Raw genomic sequence first — 16,822 nt, 5'->3', positions numbered from 1 at the left:
GGACCTCGTTCGGGGAGCGGGAGCCCCCGGTCGTCCTACTTCGTGGCGGATTCGGCGGCCGACTGGGCGGCCTTCAGGGCGTCCTCGGGAGACTGCGAGCCGCTGAGCACGGTCTGCACCGCGCCCCACAGCTGCTCCGAGATCTTCGGGTACTTCGTGCCGAGGTCGTCCGAGGTGCGGCCCTTCGCGGCCTGCACGGCCGTGACCCACGGCTCGAGGTCGGCGTTGCCGGCGACCTGCTCCTGCTGCGCCTCGGCCGTCGGCGCGATGTACGAGAGCGTGTTGTCGGTCGTGACCAGGCTGCTCGTCGAGGTCAGGCACTCGGCGATCTTCTTCGAGGTCTCGTAGCGCGCCGTGTCCGACTGCACCGGGAGGGTGAGGAACTCGCCTCCGGTCGGTGCGGGGGCCGCTCCGCCGTCCTTCGACGGGATGGTCAGGACGCCGTAGTCGATGCCCGAGGCCTTCGCGTTGGCCAGCTGCCAGGTGCCGTTCTCGCCGAACGCGTACTCGCCGGTCTCGAACTCCTGCCAGCTCGTGGTCTGCGTGTTGCCGATCACAGAGTTGGGCGCGTAGCCCTTCTCGAGCCAGTCGCTCCAGAGCGAGACGGCGTCGACCGCGGCGGGCGAGTCGAGGTCGGTCAGCTCGGCGCCGGAGCCCCAGAACCACGGCAGGAACTGGAAGGTCCCCTCCTCCGTGCCGATGCCGGAGAACGTGATGCCCTTGCCGCCGGAGGCGGTGACCTTCTCGAGCGCGTCGGTCAGCCCGGCCCAGTCGGTGATGGAGGCGGCGTCCACGCCGGCCTTCTCGAGCACGGCCTTGTTGTAGTACAGCGCGAGCGTGTTGGCGCCGATCGGCACGCCGAAGGTGTCGCTGCCGGTCTGGCCGGCCGCGAGGATGTTCGCGTCGATCCCCTCGGTGGAGAGCCCGGACTCGGCGGTCGTGGTCAGGATGCCCGACTCCGCGAGCGTCGAGACAACGGGGTTGTCGACGAGCAGGAGGTCGGGCGAGTTGCCCTGCTGACCGGCGAGCAGCGCCTTGTTGGTCAGGTCGGTGGTGTCGTAGCCGGTGCGCTCGACGGTGACGCCGGCCTCGGTCCCGCAGGAGTCGATGAGCTTCGCCCAGTCGGACGACTCGTCGAACTGGGGGTACGGGTCCCAGAACGTGTAGCTGCCTCCCGCGGCGGAGCCGGAGTCTCCCCCGGAGCCGCTCGCGCAGCCGGTCAGTGCGGCGGCGGCCGTCCCCAGCAGGACGGCGGCGGCGAGGCCCCGAGCGTGCTTCCTCGTCTTCACGGATGATCCCTTCGTCGTTGACGGATTCCTCGGCAGTCGTCCCGATCGTCTGCGCCGGGCCGAAACTACTTTCTGTCGGGTAAACCTAGGCAGGGGCGGTCAGCGCGTCAAGAGATGCGACCTTTTCGGTCTTTTCGGTTTTTCGCCGGAGTCGTGCGAGGATCGACGCGGCGGCCCGCCGGGCCCGGAACGGAGGCGCGGTGCCACCACGCAAGCCCACCGGCACCATCACGCTCACCGACGTGGCGGCCGCCGCCGGCGTCTCGATCGCCACAGCCTCCAAGGCGCTCAACGGCCGCGACCAGGTGCGCGCCGAGACCCGCCAGCGCGTGCTGGACGCCGCCGAGGCCCTCTCCTTCACCCCGAACCCGTTCGCGCAGGCCCTCAACTCCCGGCGCACGGGCACTATCGGGATGCTCACGAACGACCTCGACAACCGTTTCGTGCTCCCCGTGCTGCTCGGCGCCGAGGACGCGTTCGGCGCCGGATCGACGTCGGTGCTCCTCTGCGACGCCCGCGGCGACTCGATCCGCGAGCAGCACCACATCAAGAACCTGCTCGCCAAGCGCGTCGACGGGATCGTGGTGCTCGGCCGGACGACGAACCCGCGCCCTTCGATCACCCGCACCATCCCGGTGCCGGTCGTCTACGCCTATGCGCCCTCGGAGGATCCGCGCGACTCCTCCTTCACGCCCGACAACGTGCAGGCCGGCGTCCTCGCCGCCCGCCACCTGATCGAGCGCGGACGGACGAGGATCGCCCTCGTCAACGGCGAGCCGAGCTACACCGCCGCGCACGACCGCGCCCGGGGCGTCGAGCAGGCGCTGACGGAGGCGGGGCTCCCGCTGGTCGGCGGCGGCGTCCTCTTCGGGCAGTGGTCCGAGAGCTGGGGCCGCCAGTGCGCAGAGACGCTGCTGCGCGCGCATCCGGACCTCGACGCGATCATCTGCGCGAGCGACCAGATCGCCCGCGGCACCCTCGACCACCTGCGCGAGACCGGCCGGCGGGTGCCGCAGGACGTGGCCGTCGTCGGCTTCGACAACTGGGACCTCCTCGTCGAGGCCGCCCGCCCGCCGCTCTCGAGCATCGACATGATGCTCGACACGCTCGGCCGCGCCGCCGCGGAGGAGCTCTCGAACGCGATCCACGGACGTCCGACCGCGGGCGTGCAGGCCATGCCCGTCCGCCTCGTGCCGCGGGAGTCCTCCGGCTGACGCCGCCCTCCGCGAGAACGCGGAGGACACCGCCTGCTCAGCGGTGTCCCGACGCTCGGAGCGGCGTCTCGACGCACGAGCGGGCCAGCGCGCATCGGCGAGGACACCGGAGGGACGGGCGGAGCGCGATCGTGGGCGCAGACGTGCGCCGGACCCCTCGGGAGTCCGGCGCACGGCCTGGCGGTGATCAGCTGCCGGTGATCAGCCGGGATCAGCTCCCGGTGCGTTCACCGCGGCGTCGGAGGGTGAGGAGCATCAGACCGCCGCCGAGCAGGGCGAGCAGGCCCAGCACTCCGGCGGTCGCCGTCGCTGCGGCGTCCACTCCGGTCGAGGCGAGAGCCGGACCGCGGGGACCGTTCGACCCGGACACGGGAACGACCGCGGCGTGGGAGGGCGCCGGTCGCGGCGCTGTGGTCGCGGTCGGAGTGGGCGAGGCCGTGGGCGTCGCGGTCGGCGTGGGGGTGGGGGTCGCCGTCGGAGCCACGGTCGGGGTCGCCGTCGGCGTGGTCGTCGGCGTGACCGTCGGAGCCACGGTGGGCGCGATCGTCGGAGTCACCGTCGGAGTCACCGTCGGCACGACGGTGGGAGTCACCGTCGGGGTGACGGTGGGAGTCACGGTCGGCGTGACAGTGGGTGTGACCGTCGGCGTCACGGTCGGCGTGACGGTGGGGGTCACGGTCGGCGTGACGGTGGGGGTCACCGTCGGGGTCACGGTCGGAGTGATGGTCGGGGTCACCGTCGGCGTGACCGTGGGCGTCACGGTCGGAGTGATGGTCGGGGTCACCGTCGGCGTGACCGTGGGCGTCACGGTCGGCGTGACCGTGGGGGTCACGGTCGGCGTGACTGTCGGCGTGACCGTCGGCGTCACGGTGGGCGTGACCGTCGGGGTCACGGTCGGCGTCACGGTCGGCGTGACCGTCGGGGTCACGGTCGGCGTCACGGTCGGCGTGACCGTCGGGGTCACGGTCGGCGTGACCGTCGGCGTCACGGTCGGCGTGACCGTCGGAGTCACTGTCGGCGTGACCGTCGGAGTCACTGTCGGCGTCACGGTCGGAGTCGCCGTCGGCGACGATCCGCCGTCGGAGGGCTCGCAGCCCGGCTCGGTGAAGTCGTTGGAATCGAGCGTGACCGCTCCCGTGCGGGCCGGTGCGCGGCCCTCGACGGAGACGCCCGTCGTCACCGTGATCGAGGCCGAGGCGAGCACGGAGCCCACGAAGTCCGAGTCGGTGCCGAGCGTCGCGGAGCTGCCGATCTGCCAGTAGACGTTGCAGGCCTGCGCTCCGTTGATCAGGGCCACCGTGCTCGACGAGGCCGTCGTCAGCGTCGACGCGGCGCGGATCACGAAGACCGCCTCGTTGACGCCCTCGGCGTCGAGCGTGAGCGTCCCCGTCACTCCGACCGGTCCGGCCGCGGTGTAGACCCCGGGCTTCAGCGTGCTGCCGCCGATCTCGGCGCCGATCTGCGCGGTCGTCGCCTGCGAGGCGAGCTGTCCGTAGGCGGTGCCCACGTCGGCCTGGGCCTGAGCCGCCTCCGCGTCTCCGCGGTGGGTCACTCCGTCCGTCCGTCCGGGCGGGAACCCGGTGACGGCGGTCAGCGGGCTGACCCCGACGCTCTGGTCCAGGACGCTCGACCCCGTGTTCGTCACGGTCGACGCGGCCAGGACCGAGTAGTCCTCCGCCGTGCCGAGGTCCGGAGCCGTGGCCGCCTGCGCCGAGACGCCGGCGAAGAGCGCGGCGCCGACGACGGCGAGGACGACACCCGTCCCGATCGCCCCTCTTCTGCGGTTCTGCCGATGACGGCGGAGCGAGGTGCGAGAGGACACGTGCGGCATGAGACCAGCGATCTGCCCACGTCAGCGTGAGCTCAATAACCCGAGGCGGGAGGCTCGAACCGTGGGTCGCGCTCCTCGCCCGTGTCTACGCCGCGACCCTGACGGGGGGCAGGATCCGCCGACGGCGTCCCCCGACCCGGGACATGCCCGCCACTGGAGTCCTCGCGCCGGTGACGGCGGACCCGGCCGGCGGAGCGGATCAGCGGTGCCGCCCGCGGCACCCGAACCGGTCGGAGTGCCGTGCGTCCCGGAGCCCTCAGCCGAGAGCCGCCACCCGCTCGATCACGCCCTCGCCCAGCCGGGCGACGTACCCCTCCGGATCCGGCCCGGCCGGGGCCAGCTGCACGTGGTCGATCCCCAGCGCCGCGTACTCCTCCATCGCGCGGACGAAGCCGTCGGGGTCGCCGATCGGATCGCCGCCCCCGGTGATGGTCTTCGTGATCGTCGCGTAGTCGCGCCCGAGGTCGTCGCAGTGCCGCTTCAGCACGTCGAGCTTGTGCGCCACGTCGTCCGCGCCGGTGCCGAACAGGTTGCAGGCGTCGCCGTACTGCGCGACCAGCCGCAGCGTCTTCCTCTCGCCGCCGCCGCCGATGAGGATGGGCGGGCCGGGCTGCTGGATCGGCGCCGGGTGGTTCAGCGTCTCGGCGAGCCGGTAGTGCATCCCCTCGAACGGCCCGTCGTCGTCGCTCCACATCTGACGGCAGATCCGCAGCGTCTCCTCCAGCCGCTCGAACCGCTCCTTCAGCGGCGGGTACGGCACGCCGAGCCCGAGGTGCTCGCGCTCGTACCAGGCGGCGCCGATGCCGAGCATCGCGCGCCCGCCGGAGAGCACGTCGAGGGTGGTGACGATCTTCGCGAGCAGTCCCGGATGGCGGTACGTCACGCCGGTGACGAGGAGCCCCAGCCGCATCCGCTCCGTCCGGCCGGCGACGAAGCCGAGCGAGGTGTAGCCCTCGAGCATCGGATCCTCGCTCGTCGCGAAGTGCTCCATCTGGAAGTAGTGGTCCATCAGCGTGAACCAGGCGCAGCCGACGTCCTCGGCCGTCCGCGCGGTCGCTCCGAGGATCGGCGCGATCCCCGCGCTTCCGCCCGGAAGGGTGAAGTTCATGAAGTGAATGCCGAGCTGCACGCGCGTCTCCTGTCGTCCCGGGATGTCCAGGAGCCAGTGTGCGCCGAGCCACCGCTCAACACGCCGACGCGGCCGCCTCTGAGCGGCGTCTCATCCGTTCCGCGGCGTCTCGGCCGATCGCACCGCCAAGGGGCGGCCGCCCTCACTCGCAGACGCGGAAGCGGTTCCGATCGAACCCGACGACGTCGCCGACGGCGAGCTGGCGCCCGCGGCGCAGATCCACCTCGCCGTTGACGGTCACCATCCCCTCGGCGACCGCCTCCTTGGCCTCGCCGCCCGAGAGGATCCCTGCGAACTTGAGGAACTGGCCCAGGCGGATCGACCCGCCGCCCAGCGGGACGTCGACGGGCTCGGGAACGGCAGCGGCGCCTGTCACGTCAGACCGCCGGGATGTCGGCGAAGCGCGAGAAGTGGCCGTGGAAGCCCACGGTCACCGTGCGGGTCGGGCCGTTGCGGTGCTTGGCGACGATGAGGTCGGCCTCGCCCGCGCGCGGGTTGTCCTTCTCGTAGGCGCTCTCGCGATGCAGGAGGATCACCATGTCGGCGTCCTGCTCGATCGAGCCGGACTCGCGGAGGTCCGAGATGGCGGGGAGCTTGTCGGCGCGCTGCTCAGGGCCTCGGTTCAGCTGCGAGAGCGCGATGACCGGCACCTGAAGCTCCTTCGCGAGGAGCTTGAGGGCACGCGAGAACTCCGAGACCTCCTGCTGGCGGCTCTCGACCTTCTTGCCGGAGGTCATCAGCTGCAGGTAGTCGATGACGACCATCTTGAGCCCGACCCGCTGCTTGAGTCGGCGGCACTTCGCCCGGATCTCGACGAGGGTCATGTTGGGCGAGTCGTCGATGTAGAGCGGCGCGTCGTTGATCCGGCCACGGGTGGAGGCGATGGTCGTCCAGTCGCGCTGGTCGACCGTGCCCTTGCGCATGTGCTGCAGCGGCACGGACGCCTCGGCCGAGAGGAGGCGCATCGCGATCTCGCTGCGCCCCATCTCGAGGGAGAAGAAGATCGTGGCCATGTTGTGCTTGATCGCGGCGGCGCGGGCGAAGTCGAGCGCCAGCGTCGACTTTCCGAGCGCGGGGCGCGCGGCGACGATGATCATCTGCCCGGCGTGGAAGCCGTTGGTCAGGTCGTCGAGGTCGGCGAAGCCGGTGGGGACGCCGGTGAAGCTGCCGTCCTTGTGAGCGGCCGCCTCGATCTCGTCGATCGCGACGGTCACCGCGTCGGTCAGCGGGACGTAGTCCTCCGCCGTCTCGGAGCCGGTGACGTTGTAGATCTCGGCCTGCGCCGTGTTGACCAGGTCGAGCACCTCGCCCTCGCCCTGGTAGCCCATCTGCGCGATGCGGGTGCCCGCCTCGACGAGGCGGCGCAGCAGAGCGCGTTCGGCGACGATGGAGGCGTAGTAGCCCGCGTTGGCCGCGGTGGGGACCATCGAGGTGAGCGTGTGCAGGTAGTCGGCGCCGCCGGCCCGCTGCAGCTCGCCCTGCTTCGTGAGCTCGTCGGTGACCGCGATGACGTCGGTCGGCTCACCGTGCGAGTAGAGGGCGAGGATCGCGTCGAAGACGATCTCGTGCTTGGGGATGTAGAAGTCGGTGCCCTTGACGCTCTCGACGACGTCGGCGACCGCGTCCTTCGAGAGCAGCATGCCGCCCAGCGCCGACTGCTCGGCGAGGAGGTCGTGCGGAGGGGTCCGCTCGTTCCCGCGCGACTCGCCGCGGTCTCCGCGACCGTCCCGTCCTTCCGAGCCGGGTACCGCCAGGTGCGCGATCGTCATGCCTTCGCCTCCTCCTGTCGGGTGCTGCGCGTCCGGTCGAGCCGGTGCCGGGATCCGGTCTACCAGCGACCTCCGACAGCGGCGCACGGGCGCCTGCCCGCACCCCTCGCGGGGCGCTGCGCCACCCTACGGACCGCCGCCCGCGGCACGCAAACCGCACTGTGGAGAGAGCTGTGCAGAACCGAGGGGAAACGCCGGGCCCACTGTTGGCAACGTGTGGACAACCCTGTGGGATCAGCGGCCCTCAGCAAGTTTTTTCCGCCTCTTGACCAGGCATTTCCTGCTTTCCACAGGTGTGTGGGGAAAAGAGTCTCAAGACCACAGTGAAGGTTGGTCCCGCCGGAGGGTGTATGTGGATGGAGCTGTGGAGAACGGGAACGACGAAGGGCGGTGCGAGGGGACTCGGAAGTCCCGTCGCACCGCCCTCCGCGGCGTTCTCGCGGCCTTACTTGGCCGCGACCACCTGCAGCTTCACAGTGGCCTGGATGTCGTCGCGCAGACGCACCACGGCCTCGTGCTCGCCGACGTGCTTGATCGCGTTCGAGATGACGATCTTGCGCTTGTCGAGCTCGCCGAATCCGGCCGCCGCCACCGCGTTCGCGATGTCGGAGGTCTTCACCGAGCCGAACAGGCGGCCGTCCTTGCCGGCCTTGACCGTCAGCTTCACGCGGTTGGCCTCGAGGACCTGCTTGGTGTGCTGGGCCTCTTCGATGGTCTTGTGCTCACGAGCGGCTCGCGCCGACTTGATCTGCTCGACCTGCTTCTCGCCACCGCGGGTCCACGCGACGCCGAAGCCCTGCGGGATGAGGTAGTTGCGGGCGAACCCGTTCTTCACGTCGACGACGTCGCCGGCCGAGCCGAGTCCGTCGACCTCGTGGGTCAGGATGACCTTGGACATACCGTTACCTACCTTCCGCTGCCGGCGTAGGGCAGGAGCGCCATCTCGCGGGCGTTCTTGACGGCACGGGCGATGAGGCGCTGCTCCTGAACGGAGACGCCGGTGATACGACGGGCGCGGATCTTCCCGCGCTCCGAGATGAACTTGCGGAGGGTCGCGACGTCCTTGTAGTCGATGACACCCACGCGGACCGACTTCGCGGGGGCCGCGTTCTTCGCGCCCTTGCCGCGGATCGGCTTGCGGCGGTCGCCGCTGCTCTTTCCAGCCATAGTGGTTTCCTTAGATTCTGGTTCGCCCCTGCCCCGCCGCGAGCGATCGCGGTGCGGGGGAGGCGTGATTCAGGTGAGGAGAGCGTCCGAGCCGAGGCTCAGAACGGCGTCTCGTCGTTGTAGCTGCCCGGCGTGCTCCACACGTCGCCACCGGCGGGAGCGCTCGGCGCCCACGGCTCCTCGGCCTGACCGCCACGGTTGCCGCCGGCGTTGCCGGAGCCCCCCTGACTGCCGCCGCCGAAGCCGCCCTGGCCGCCGCCGATCTGACCGCCGTTGCCCTGGCCGCCACCGGCCTGGCCTCGTCCGCCTCCACCGGAGGCGCGCGTGACCTGCGCGGTCGCGTAGCGCAGCGAGGGCCCGATCTCGTCGATCTCGAGCTCGATGCTGGTGCGCTTCTCGCCTTCCTTCGTCTCGTAGGAGCGCTGCTTCAGGCGGCCGGTCGCGATGACGCGGCTGCCCTTGGTCAGCGTTCCTGCGACGTTCTCGGCGAACTCGCGCCAGACGGAGGCGCGGAGGAACAGCGCTTCGCCGTCCTTCCAGTCGTTCGCCTGACGGTCGAAGGTGCGCGGCGTGGAGGCGATGGTGAAGTTCGCGACCGCGAGCCCGCCCTGCGTGTAGCGCAGCTCGGGGTCGGCGGTGAGGTTCCCCACCACGGTGATGATCGTCTCGCCGGCCATGAGCGCTACGCCTTGGGAGCGGCCGAGGCCTTGGCAGCCTTGCGGGCGGCCTTCTCGTCGGCGAGCTTCGCGGCGGCCGCGACCTGGGCGATGCCCTCTTCGGCCCGCAGCACCTTGGTGCGCATGACGGCCTCGGACAGCTTCAGCTGACGGTCGAGCTCGTTCGCTGCGGCGGAGGTCGACGTGAAGTCGACGACGGCGTAGATGCCCTCGGACTTCTTGTTGATCTCGTACGCCAGACGACGGCGGCCCCAGACGTCGACCTTGTCGATGGATCCACCATCGGTGCGGATGACGTTGAGGAACTTGTCGAGACTCGGAGCGACGGTGCGCTCATCGATCTCGGGGTCCAGGATGACCATGATCTCGTACTGATGCGTCACTAACCCACCTCCTTCGGACTGAACGGCCACGGTATTTCCGTGACAGGAGGGTATGTAGCATCTGCCCACTCCCGCGGACGCGAGTGCGTCTGGTCGTGGACAACCTGTACAGACTACAACAGGACCGCCGCGACGCGCCGGACGGATCCGCTCGAGGCGCACCATCCCGGGCGCAGGGCGGGGCGAGCACGGGGCCCGGCTCAGCGCCTCAGCGCGACGCCCACCACTCGCGGAGCCGCTGCGTCGCGACCTCCTCGCCGAGCGGACCCTCCTCGAGCCGCAGCTCCAGCAGGAACCGGTACGCCTGCCCGACCTCGGGGCCCGGGGCGAGGCCGAGGATCTCCATGATCCGCGTGCCGTCGAGGTCGGGGCGCTTGGAGGCGAGCTCCTCCTTCTCGGCGAGCTCCGCGATGCGCGCCTCGAGGTCGTCGTAGGCGTGCGCGAGCCGGTCGGCTTTGCGACGGTTGCGCGTGGTCACGTCGGCCCGGGTGAGGATGTGCAGCCGCTCGAGCAGGGGCCCGGCGTCGGTCACGTAGCGGCGCACCGCGGAGTCGGTCCACGCGCCGTCCGTGTACCCGAAGAAGCGCAGGTGCAGCTCGATGAGGCGGGCCACGTCCTTCGTCGTCTGGTTGTCGAACTTCAGGGCGCGCATCCGCTTGATCGCGAGCTTGGAGCCGACCAGGTCGTGGTGGTGGAAGCTCACCGCTCCGGCCGGCTCGAGCCGCCGCGTGGCCGGCTTGCCGATGTCGTGCAGGAGGGCGGCGAGCCGCAGCACGACGTCGGGCGCGGCTCCGGGGTGCCGCGACTCCTCCAGCGCGATCGCCTGCTCCAGCACGGTGAGGCTGTGGGTGTAGACGTCCTTGTGGTGGTGGTGCTCGTCCTGCTCCAGGCGCAGCGCGGGCAGCTCCGGGAGGAAGCGACCGGCCAGACCGGTGTCGACGAGCAGCTCCAGGCCGGCTCGGGGCGAGGCGGTCGCGAGGAGCTTCCGCAGCTCCTCCTGCACGCGCTCCGCCGAGACGTCGTCGATCCGGCCGGCGAGCTCGGCCATCGCCCACTCGACCTCGTCGGTGGTGCGGAAGCCGAGCTGCGAGGTGAAGCGCGCGCCGCGGAGCATCCGGAGCGGATCGTCGCCGAAGGAGAGGTCGGCGGGGGAGGGGGTGCGCAGCCGGCCGGCGAGCAGGTCCTCCACTCCTCCCGAGGGATCGACGAGGACGACCTCCGGGAGCCGCAGCGCCATCGCGTTGACCGTGAAGTCGCGCCGCACCAGGTCGCCCTCGAGCGAGTCGCCGAACTCGACCTCGGGCTTGCGGCTCACCCCGTCGTAGCTGTCGCTGCGGTAGGTCGTGATCTCGACCGTCTCGCCGGCCACGCGAGCGCCGATCGTGCCGAAGGCCCGGCCGATGTCCCAGTGCGCCTCGGCGATCGGAGCGACGATCCGCACGATGTCGTCGGGGCGTGCGGAGGTGGTGAAGTCGAGGTCGTGCACGCCGTGGCCGAGGAAGGCGTCGCGGACCGGGCCGCCGACCAGCGCGAGCTCGTGGCCCTGGGCTGCGAACGCCTCCGCCAGCCGCGCCACCGTGGGCGTCCCCGCGAGCGCGCGGAGGGTCTCGAGAGCGGTCTGGACGCTGTGCATTCGCACGATCCTAGTGGCGGGGGGTGTCCCGGCAGCGGGTGACCGTGCCAGGGGGTTACGCGGGGGAACCGCCTGCACAGCGGACGCACCGCCTGCCCCGAGGAGGGCTGCCCGTAGAATCACCCGCATGGAGGCCGAGTGAGTCCGATGCATCGGCGCGACCCCTCCCTCCGCTCCCGCCGCTCGCGGGCGGCCCTCCTCCTGCTCCGCTCGGCAGGTGCTGCCGCCCTCGCGCTCGGCCTGACCGGCGTGGCCTCCCCCGCCCTCGCGGCCCCGGTCGCCGCCGCGACGGCGACCTCGACGCCCGTTCCCGGCACCGTCACCACGACCGCCGGGGCCGGCAGCGACGGCGTCCTGCGGCCCGGCCAGGACCTCGAGCTCTCGATCGCCGTGCGCAACGGCACCACCGAGGCGATCGACAGCGCCGACGTGACGGTCGCCCTCTCCTACGCCACCCTCGACACCCGCGCGGAGCTGCACGACTGGCTCGACGCCGAGGCCGACAACGACACCGACCCGGTCCGTGCGACCGCCCAGCTGCGCCTGCTGCCCTCCAGCACCGCCGAGGCCGGCCTCACCGTGCCGGTCGACCAGATCCCCTTCTCCAACGACCGGACCGCGCTCGGCACCCACGCCGTCCTCGTCACGGTCACCGGTCCGGGTGGTGTCGTCTCGACCGCCCGCACGGCCGTCGAGCTGACCGACGACGCGGCGGTCCCGGAGCGAGAGACCGGGGTCAGCGTCCTCGTCCCGCTCACCGTCCCGGACACGGCCGACGGCCTGCTCTCGGCCGAGGCCCTCGCCGACTACACCGACGGCACGGGGACCCTCACCCGGCAGCTCGACGCGGTCGCGGGGAAGGGCGTCACGATCGGGGTCGACCCGCGCATCCTCGCCTCGATCCGGATCCTCGGCAGCGCCGCTCCGGAGTCGGCCCTCGACTGGCTCGACCGGCTGCAGTCCGTGCCGAACGAGCGCTTCGCACTGCCGTACGCCGACGCCGACGTCTCGGCCCAGGCGCAGGCCGGGCTCTCCGCGCTCCTCTCTCCCACCTCCTTCGAGTACGCGATCGACGACACCCGCTTCGCCGCGGTCCCCGGCACCGCCAGCCCGGCGCCCACGGTCGCCGTCGACTCCGACCAGCCGGCCGAGGACCTGCCGGCGCGTCCGAGCACCGAGTCGCTGCTCGCCTCCGACTGGAGCACCTCCCTCGGCAGCGTCGCCTGGCCCGACGAGGGCACCCTCCGCGGGTCGGACCTCGACGTCTACGCGGCCAGCGGAGTGAACCGCACGGTCGTCCCCTCCTCCGGTCTCCTGCTGCCGGAGGAGGTGACCACGACCTCGCGCGCCACCGTCGGCGACTCGGACCTGGTCGTGGCCGACTCGCGCCTCACCGAGGCGTTCGACGCGGCCGCCACCGCCACCGACGACACCGAGTGGCGCGCCCGCATGTCCGAGATCGCCACCGATCTCGCCGAGGTGCAGGAGGAGGGGACCGCGCCGGACGTCGTCCTCACCCTCGGCCGCGGCTCGGCGATCGGCGCCGCGCGCCTCTCCGAGACCCTCGACGCGATCGAGTCGCTGCCCTGGGCCCGCGGAGTCGCCCTCTCCACCGCCCTCGCCGTCCCCGCGACCGAGGGCGCGAGCGTCGTCGACTCGCCGGAGTCGGAGTCGCGGCTCGACCGGGTGCGCGACCTGCTCGACGCCGGCTCCGAGGTCGAGGCGTTCTCCTCCGTGCTGCAGGAGCCGGAGCTGCTGTCGGGCAAGAGCCGCAACGACGTGCTGGCGCTGCTCTCGGTGACCTGGCGCGGAGACGGCAGCGGCTGGGGCGACGCCGTCGGCGCGGCCATGACCGAGGCCGACCGGACGCTCTCGCTGGTGTCGATCGACGCGACCGGCAGCATCCTGCAGGTCTCCCGCGACTCGAGCATCCCCGTGTACGTCCGCAACGAGCTCCCCTGGCCGATCGCCGTCCGCATCCAGGCCTCGACCTCGAACGCCGTCCTCGACATCGACGAGGAGGCGATCGAGACCACCGAGATCGACGCCCGCTCGCAGGGCCGCGTCCTCATCCCCGTGAAGGCCCGGGTCGGCAACGGCGAGACGAGCCTCGGCCTGCAGCTGACCTCGGCGCAGGGCGTCCCCATCGGCACCCCCACGGGCATGACGACCAGCGTCCGCGCCGACTGGGAGACCGTCGGCACCCTGGTCATCGGGATCGCGCTCGTCGTCGTCTTCGGAGCCGGCATCCTCCGCAACATCCGCCGTCGCCGTCGAGGCGACACCCCTGAGGACGAGGAGGACCCGAACGCCGTGCTCGAGGTCCAGCCCGATCTCGACGACCAGCGATCGGACCCGCGTGGCTAGCTTCTCCCTCGGACGCGCGAGCGCCGTCCTCGCCTCCGGCACGATGGTCTCGCGGATCCTCGGCTTCATCATGTCGATCGTCATGGCGAACACGATCGGAGCCGCGGTCGCGCCGGGCGCGGACGCCTTCACGACGGCGAACCTGCTGCCCAACACGATCTACTCGATCATCGCGGGCGGCGCTCTGAACGCCGTCCTCGTCCCGCAGATCGTGCGGGCGGGCCTCGACGCCGACGGCGGCCGCGGCTACATCAACCGCCTGCTGACCCTGGCGCTCGGCCTGCTCCTGGTGACCACGATCGCCGCCACGGTCCTCGCTCCCCTGCTCGTGCGCCTCTACGCGCCCGGCTACGGACCGGAGCAGTACCAGCTGGCCGTCGCCTTCGCGTTCTGGTGCCTGCCGCAGGTCTTCTTCTACGGCCTCTTCACGATCCTCGGCGAGGTGCTCAACGCCCGCGGCTCGTTCGGCCCCTTCACCTGGGCGCCCGTGCTGAACAACGTCGTGGTGATCGCCGGGCTCGTCGCCTTCATGGTGCTGTTCGGCGCCGATCCGGAGGGGAACCGTCCGGTCGACTCGTGGTCCCCGGCGATGGTCACCCTCCTCGGCGGGAGCGCGACACTGGGCATCGTCGTCCAGTCGCTGTTCCTGATGCTCTTCTGGCGGAGGGTCGGCCTCAGCTACCGCCCCGACTTCCGCTTCCGGGGCGTCGGTCTCGGCACGGCCGGGCGGATGTCGCTGTGGTCGTTCGCCACGGTGCTGCTGACCGTCGTCGCCGGCATCGTCGAGAGCCAGGTCTCCTCCACCGCGTCCGGCGAGGGGCCCTCGGCCGCGGCGCTGCAGAAGGCGTGGCTGATCTTCATGCTGCCCCACTCGGTCATCGCGATCTCGATCGCCATGGCGTACTTCACCAAGATGAGCGGCCACACCGCGCGGGGGGAGATGAAGGAGTTCCGCTCGGACGTCTCCACCTCGCTCCGCCTGGTGCTGATGATGCTCGTCTTCGCCGCCGCCGCGATCGTCGTGGTCGCGGTGCCGTTCGGCTCCGTCTTCACCGACTCGTTCGCGGACGCGAAGGCCATCGGAGCGATCGCCATGGCCTACGTGATCGCCCTGCCGCTGTTCTCCTCGATCGCCATCATGCAGCGCGCGTTCTACGCCCTGAGCGACGGAGCGCGGCCGTTCCTGTTCACCCTGGTGCAGGTCGTCGTGGCGGTCGCCGGGTACCTGATCGTGCTCCGGCTCCCCGCCGACCGCACCGCCGTCGGCATCGCCGCTGCGACCTCGCTCGGCATCTGCGTGCAGGCCCTCGTGGCGGCCCTCCTCCTGCGCCGCCGGCTCGGCGGCCGCGGAGGCAGGCGGATCCTCGTCAGGCTCGCGCAGTTCGTCCTCGCCGCGGTGCCCTCCGCCGCCGCCGGCTACGGCGTCCTGGTCGCCCTCGGCGGCACGCGCGCGGGCGGTTTCGCCGTCTCGAACTACGTGGAGCCGCTGCTCTCGATGGCCGCGATCGGCACCGTGATGGCGCTCGTCTACTTCGCGGTCCTCTGGTTCCTCCGGGTGCCGGAGCTGCGCGCCGTCCTCGCTCCGGTGCTCCGCCGACTGGGCCGCTGATGCTGCTCCGGTAAAAGCCTGGTCAGAGTGCATTTCCTGGGCTGCTGCATCGAGCGGCGCGTGGCACGACCGGCACTCCCGGGCCCGCGGAATAGTGCCCGCCTAGGATGTGTTGTAGCCCACGGAGCCGCGGAACGATTCGAGCGACCGGCTCCGGGTGCTCGGCTCCCGCCCCACCCGTCACCGCTCGTACAGACCCCGAGGAGTTGCCGTGCGCGACATCGTCATCATCGGATCCGGCCCCGCCGGCTGGACCGCCGCCATCTACGCGGCGCGCGCCGAGCTGCACCCGGTGGTCGTGGCCTCGTCGGTCGAGATCGGCGGCGACCTGATGAACACGACGGACGTCGAGAACTTCCCCGGCTTCCCCGACGGCGTCCTCGGCCCCGAGCTGATGACCTCGATGCAGGCGCAGGCCGAGAAGTTCGGCGCCGAGACCTTCTACGACGACGTCACCTCCCTCGATCTCGAGGGTGAGATCAAGACCGTCCACCTCGGCTCCGGCGAGAGCATCGAGGCGAAGACCGTCGTCGTCGCGACCGGATCCGCCTACCGCAAGCTGGGCCTCCACGACGAGGACCGCCTATCGGGACACGGTGTCTCGTGGTGCGCCACCTGCGACGGCTTCTTCTTCAAGGGCAAGACAATCGCCGTCGTCGGCGGAGGCGACTCCGCCATGGAGGAGGCGACCTTCCTCACCAAGCACGCCGCGAAGGTCTACGTGATCCACCGCAAGGACTCGCTCCGCGCCTCGAAGGTCATGCAGAAGCGCGCCTTCGACAACGACAGGATCGAGTTCATCTGGAACGCCGAGGTCACCGGCATCACCGGCGAGAACCACGTGGACGGCGTGAAGCTGCGCGACACGGTCGACGGCACCGAGTCCCACCTCGACCTCGACGGCCTGTTCATCGCGATCGGCAACGACCCGCGCACGCACGTCGTGCACGGCAAGCTCGACCTCACCACCGAGGGCACCATCTCGGTGGTCGGCCGCTCCTCCCAGACCTCCGTTCCCGGCGTCTTCGCCGCGGGCGACGTGATCGACCCGACCTACCGTCAGGCCGTCACCGCCGCGGCATCCGGAACGGTCGCCGCCCTCGACGCGGAGCACTACCTCGCTTCGCTCGCCGATGGCACCGCCCACACCGAAGGCTCACCCCGGGCCGAGCTCATCACCCGCTGACCGTCCGGTCATCGCACATCGGAGCCGGCAGCCCGCCGACTCGTGAAGGAGAAAACACCATGTCCACCGCGAAGAGCGTCACCGACGCATCGTTCCAGTCCGACGTCCTCGACTCCGAGAAGACCGTCCTGGTCGACTTCTGGGCCGAGTGGTGCGGCCCCTGCCGCATGGTCGCACCGATCCTCGACCAGATCTCGGCCGAGCACGGCGACAAGATCGAGATCGTCAAGCTGAACGTCGACGAGAACCCGCAGACCGCTGCGAAGTACCAGATCACGTCGATCCCGGCGATGAAGGTCTACCAGAAGGGCGAGGTCGTGAAGACCGTCATCGGCGCCAAGCCGAAGCCGGCCCTCGAGGCCGACCTGGCCGCGTTCCTCTGAGTTCACACCCCTGACCGCCCTCTGCGGTCTCCGAGAGCCCCTGTCACGTCGTGACGGGGGCTCTCCTCGTTCCCGGGGCTGTTTCACGTGAAACAGCCCCGCTGGGACGCAGGCCACGCTCCCTGCGGTGGCGCCCGACCGCCCCGCCGCAGCACAGGACCGGCCGGTACTGTGGATCCACCCGG

General features: G+C 71.1%; 15 protein-coding genes. 5 read left to right on the top strand and 10 right to left on the bottom strand.

The annotated features are described in order from the left end of the window. Nucleotides 1-35: 35 nt before the first annotated feature. Nucleotides 36-1,289, bottom strand: a complete 1,254-nt coding sequence (locus C5C33_RS08145) for an extracellular solute-binding protein (protein WP_104260884.1) — start codon at nucleotides 1,287-1,289, stop codon at nucleotides 36-38. 200 nt (nucleotides 1,290-1,489) lie between these two features. On the opposite strand from C5C33_RS08145, the gene C5C33_RS08140 reads away from it, so the two are divergent. Beyond that, on the top strand, nucleotides 1,490-2,503 hold the full coding sequence (locus C5C33_RS08140; RefSeq protein ID WP_104225800.1) for a LacI family DNA-binding transcriptional regulator: 1,014 nt from the start codon (nucleotides 1,490-1,492) through the stop codon (nucleotides 2,501-2,503). A 211-nt stretch (nucleotides 2,504-2,714) separates the two neighbouring features. On the opposite strand, the gene C5C33_RS18970 is transcribed toward C5C33_RS08140, so the two are convergent. The 9 genes from C5C33_RS18970 to C5C33_RS08095 form a co-directional block, all read right to left on the bottom strand. Next, a complete protein-coding gene (locus C5C33_RS18970; protein ID WP_258069204.1) occupies nucleotides 2,715-4,325 on the bottom strand; it encodes an ice-binding family protein in 1,611 nt (536 codons plus the stop codon). 265 nt (nucleotides 4,326-4,590) lie between these two features. Further along, on the bottom strand, nucleotides 4,591-5,463 hold the full coding sequence (locus tag C5C33_RS08130) for an LLM class F420-dependent oxidoreductase (RefSeq protein ID WP_181067993.1): 873 nt from the start codon (nucleotides 5,461-5,463) through the stop codon (nucleotides 4,591-4,593). Nucleotides 5,464-5,605: 142 nt separating this feature from the next. Further along, a complete protein-coding gene (locus tag C5C33_RS08125; protein WP_104247028.1) occupies nucleotides 5,606-5,839 on the bottom strand; it encodes an RNA-binding S4 domain-containing protein in 234 nt (77 codons plus the stop codon). A 1-nt stretch (nucleotide 5,840) separates the two neighbouring features. Then, entirely contained in the window at nucleotides 5,841-7,232 is a 1,392-nt protein-coding gene (gene dnaB / locus C5C33_RS08120) for a replicative DNA helicase (protein ID WP_104260882.1), read from the bottom strand. Nucleotides 7,233-7,677: 445 nt separating this feature from the next. Further along, nucleotides 7,678-8,130: a 50S ribosomal protein L9 gene (rplI, locus tag C5C33_RS08115; RefSeq protein ID WP_104222692.1), complete on the bottom strand. Its 453-nt coding sequence runs from the start codon at nucleotides 8,128-8,130 to the stop codon at nucleotides 7,678-7,680. An 8-nt stretch (nucleotides 8,131-8,138) separates the two neighbouring features. After that, the gene (rpsR, locus tag C5C33_RS08110) at nucleotides 8,139-8,399 is read right to left on the bottom strand and encodes a 30S ribosomal protein S18 (protein ID WP_055784551.1); all 261 of its coding nucleotides are present in this window, start codon (nucleotides 8,397-8,399) and stop codon (nucleotides 8,139-8,141) included. 98 nt (nucleotides 8,400-8,497) lie between these two features. Then, a complete protein-coding gene (locus C5C33_RS08105; protein ID WP_104260881.1) occupies nucleotides 8,498-9,076 on the bottom strand; it encodes a single-stranded DNA-binding protein in 579 nt (192 codons plus the stop codon). Between the two features lie 5 nt (nucleotides 9,077-9,081). After that, complete coding sequence (rpsF, locus tag C5C33_RS08100; protein WP_068207796.1) at nucleotides 9,082-9,459, bottom strand: 30S ribosomal protein S6; 378 nt, start codon at nucleotides 9,457-9,459, stop codon at nucleotides 9,082-9,084. Between the two features lie 208 nt (nucleotides 9,460-9,667). Beyond that, on the bottom strand, nucleotides 9,668-11,092 hold the full coding sequence (locus tag C5C33_RS08095; RefSeq protein ID WP_104225796.1) for a CCA tRNA nucleotidyltransferase: 1,425 nt from the start codon (nucleotides 11,090-11,092) through the stop codon (nucleotides 9,668-9,670). Nucleotides 11,093-11,239: 147 nt separating this feature from the next. On the opposite strand from C5C33_RS08095, the gene C5C33_RS08090 reads away from it, so the two are divergent. From C5C33_RS08090 to trxA, 4 genes are all read left to right on the top strand, one after another. After that, complete coding sequence (locus C5C33_RS08090) at nucleotides 11,240-13,459, top strand: DUF6049 family protein (protein WP_104260880.1); 2,220 nt, start codon at nucleotides 11,240-11,242, stop codon at nucleotides 13,457-13,459. After that, the gene (gene murJ / locus C5C33_RS08085) at nucleotides 13,452-15,068 is read left to right on the top strand and encodes a murein biosynthesis integral membrane protein MurJ (protein ID WP_258069203.1); all 1,617 of its coding nucleotides are present in this window, start codon (nucleotides 13,452-13,454) and stop codon (nucleotides 15,066-15,068) included. The genes C5C33_RS08090 and murJ overlap by 8 nt, the downstream gene beginning before the upstream one ends. Nucleotides 15,069-15,279: 211 nt before the next feature. Next, nucleotides 15,280-16,254, top strand: coding sequence for a thioredoxin-disulfide reductase (gene trxB / locus C5C33_RS08080; RefSeq protein WP_104260879.1), 975 nt, complete (start codon nucleotides 15,280-15,282; stop codon nucleotides 16,252-16,254). Between the two features lie 59 nt (nucleotides 16,255-16,313). Next, the gene (gene trxA, locus C5C33_RS08075; protein ID WP_104222687.1) at nucleotides 16,314-16,637 is read left to right on the top strand and encodes a thioredoxin; all 324 of its coding nucleotides are present in this window, start codon (nucleotides 16,314-16,316) and stop codon (nucleotides 16,635-16,637) included. Nucleotides 16,638-16,822 lie beyond the last annotated feature (185 nt).

The organism is Rathayibacter sp. AY1H3 (genome assembly GCF_002932015.1).
Note: the sequence above shows the minus strand (reverse complement) of the source record. Positions and strands in the feature narration are given on the sequence as shown.

Coding starts and splice junctions, on each gene's coding strand:
- dnaB (WP_104260882.1), bottom strand. CDS start 7,232: ATGACGATCGCGCACCTGGCGGTACCCGGCTCGGAAGGACGGGACGGT.
- C5C33_RS08105 (WP_104260881.1), bottom strand. CDS start 9,076: ATGGCCGGCGAGACGATCATCACCGTGGTGGGGAACCTCACCGCCGAC.
- C5C33_RS08090 (WP_104260880.1), top strand. CDS start 11,240: ATGCATCGGCGCGACCCCTCCCTCCGCTCCCGCCGCTCGCGGGCGGCC.
- rplI (WP_104222692.1), bottom strand. CDS start 8,130: ATGTCCAAGGTCATCCTGACCCACGAGGTCGACGGACTCGGCTCGGCC.
- rpsR (WP_055784551.1), bottom strand. CDS start 8,399: ATGGCTGGAAAGAGCAGCGGCGACCGCCGCAAGCCGATCCGCGGCAAG.
- trxA (WP_104222687.1), top strand. CDS start 16,314: ATGTCCACCGCGAAGAGCGTCACCGACGCATCGTTCCAGTCCGACGTC.
- C5C33_RS08095 (WP_104225796.1), bottom strand. CDS start 11,092: ATGCACAGCGTCCAGACCGCTCTCGAGACCCTCCGCGCGCTCGCGGGG.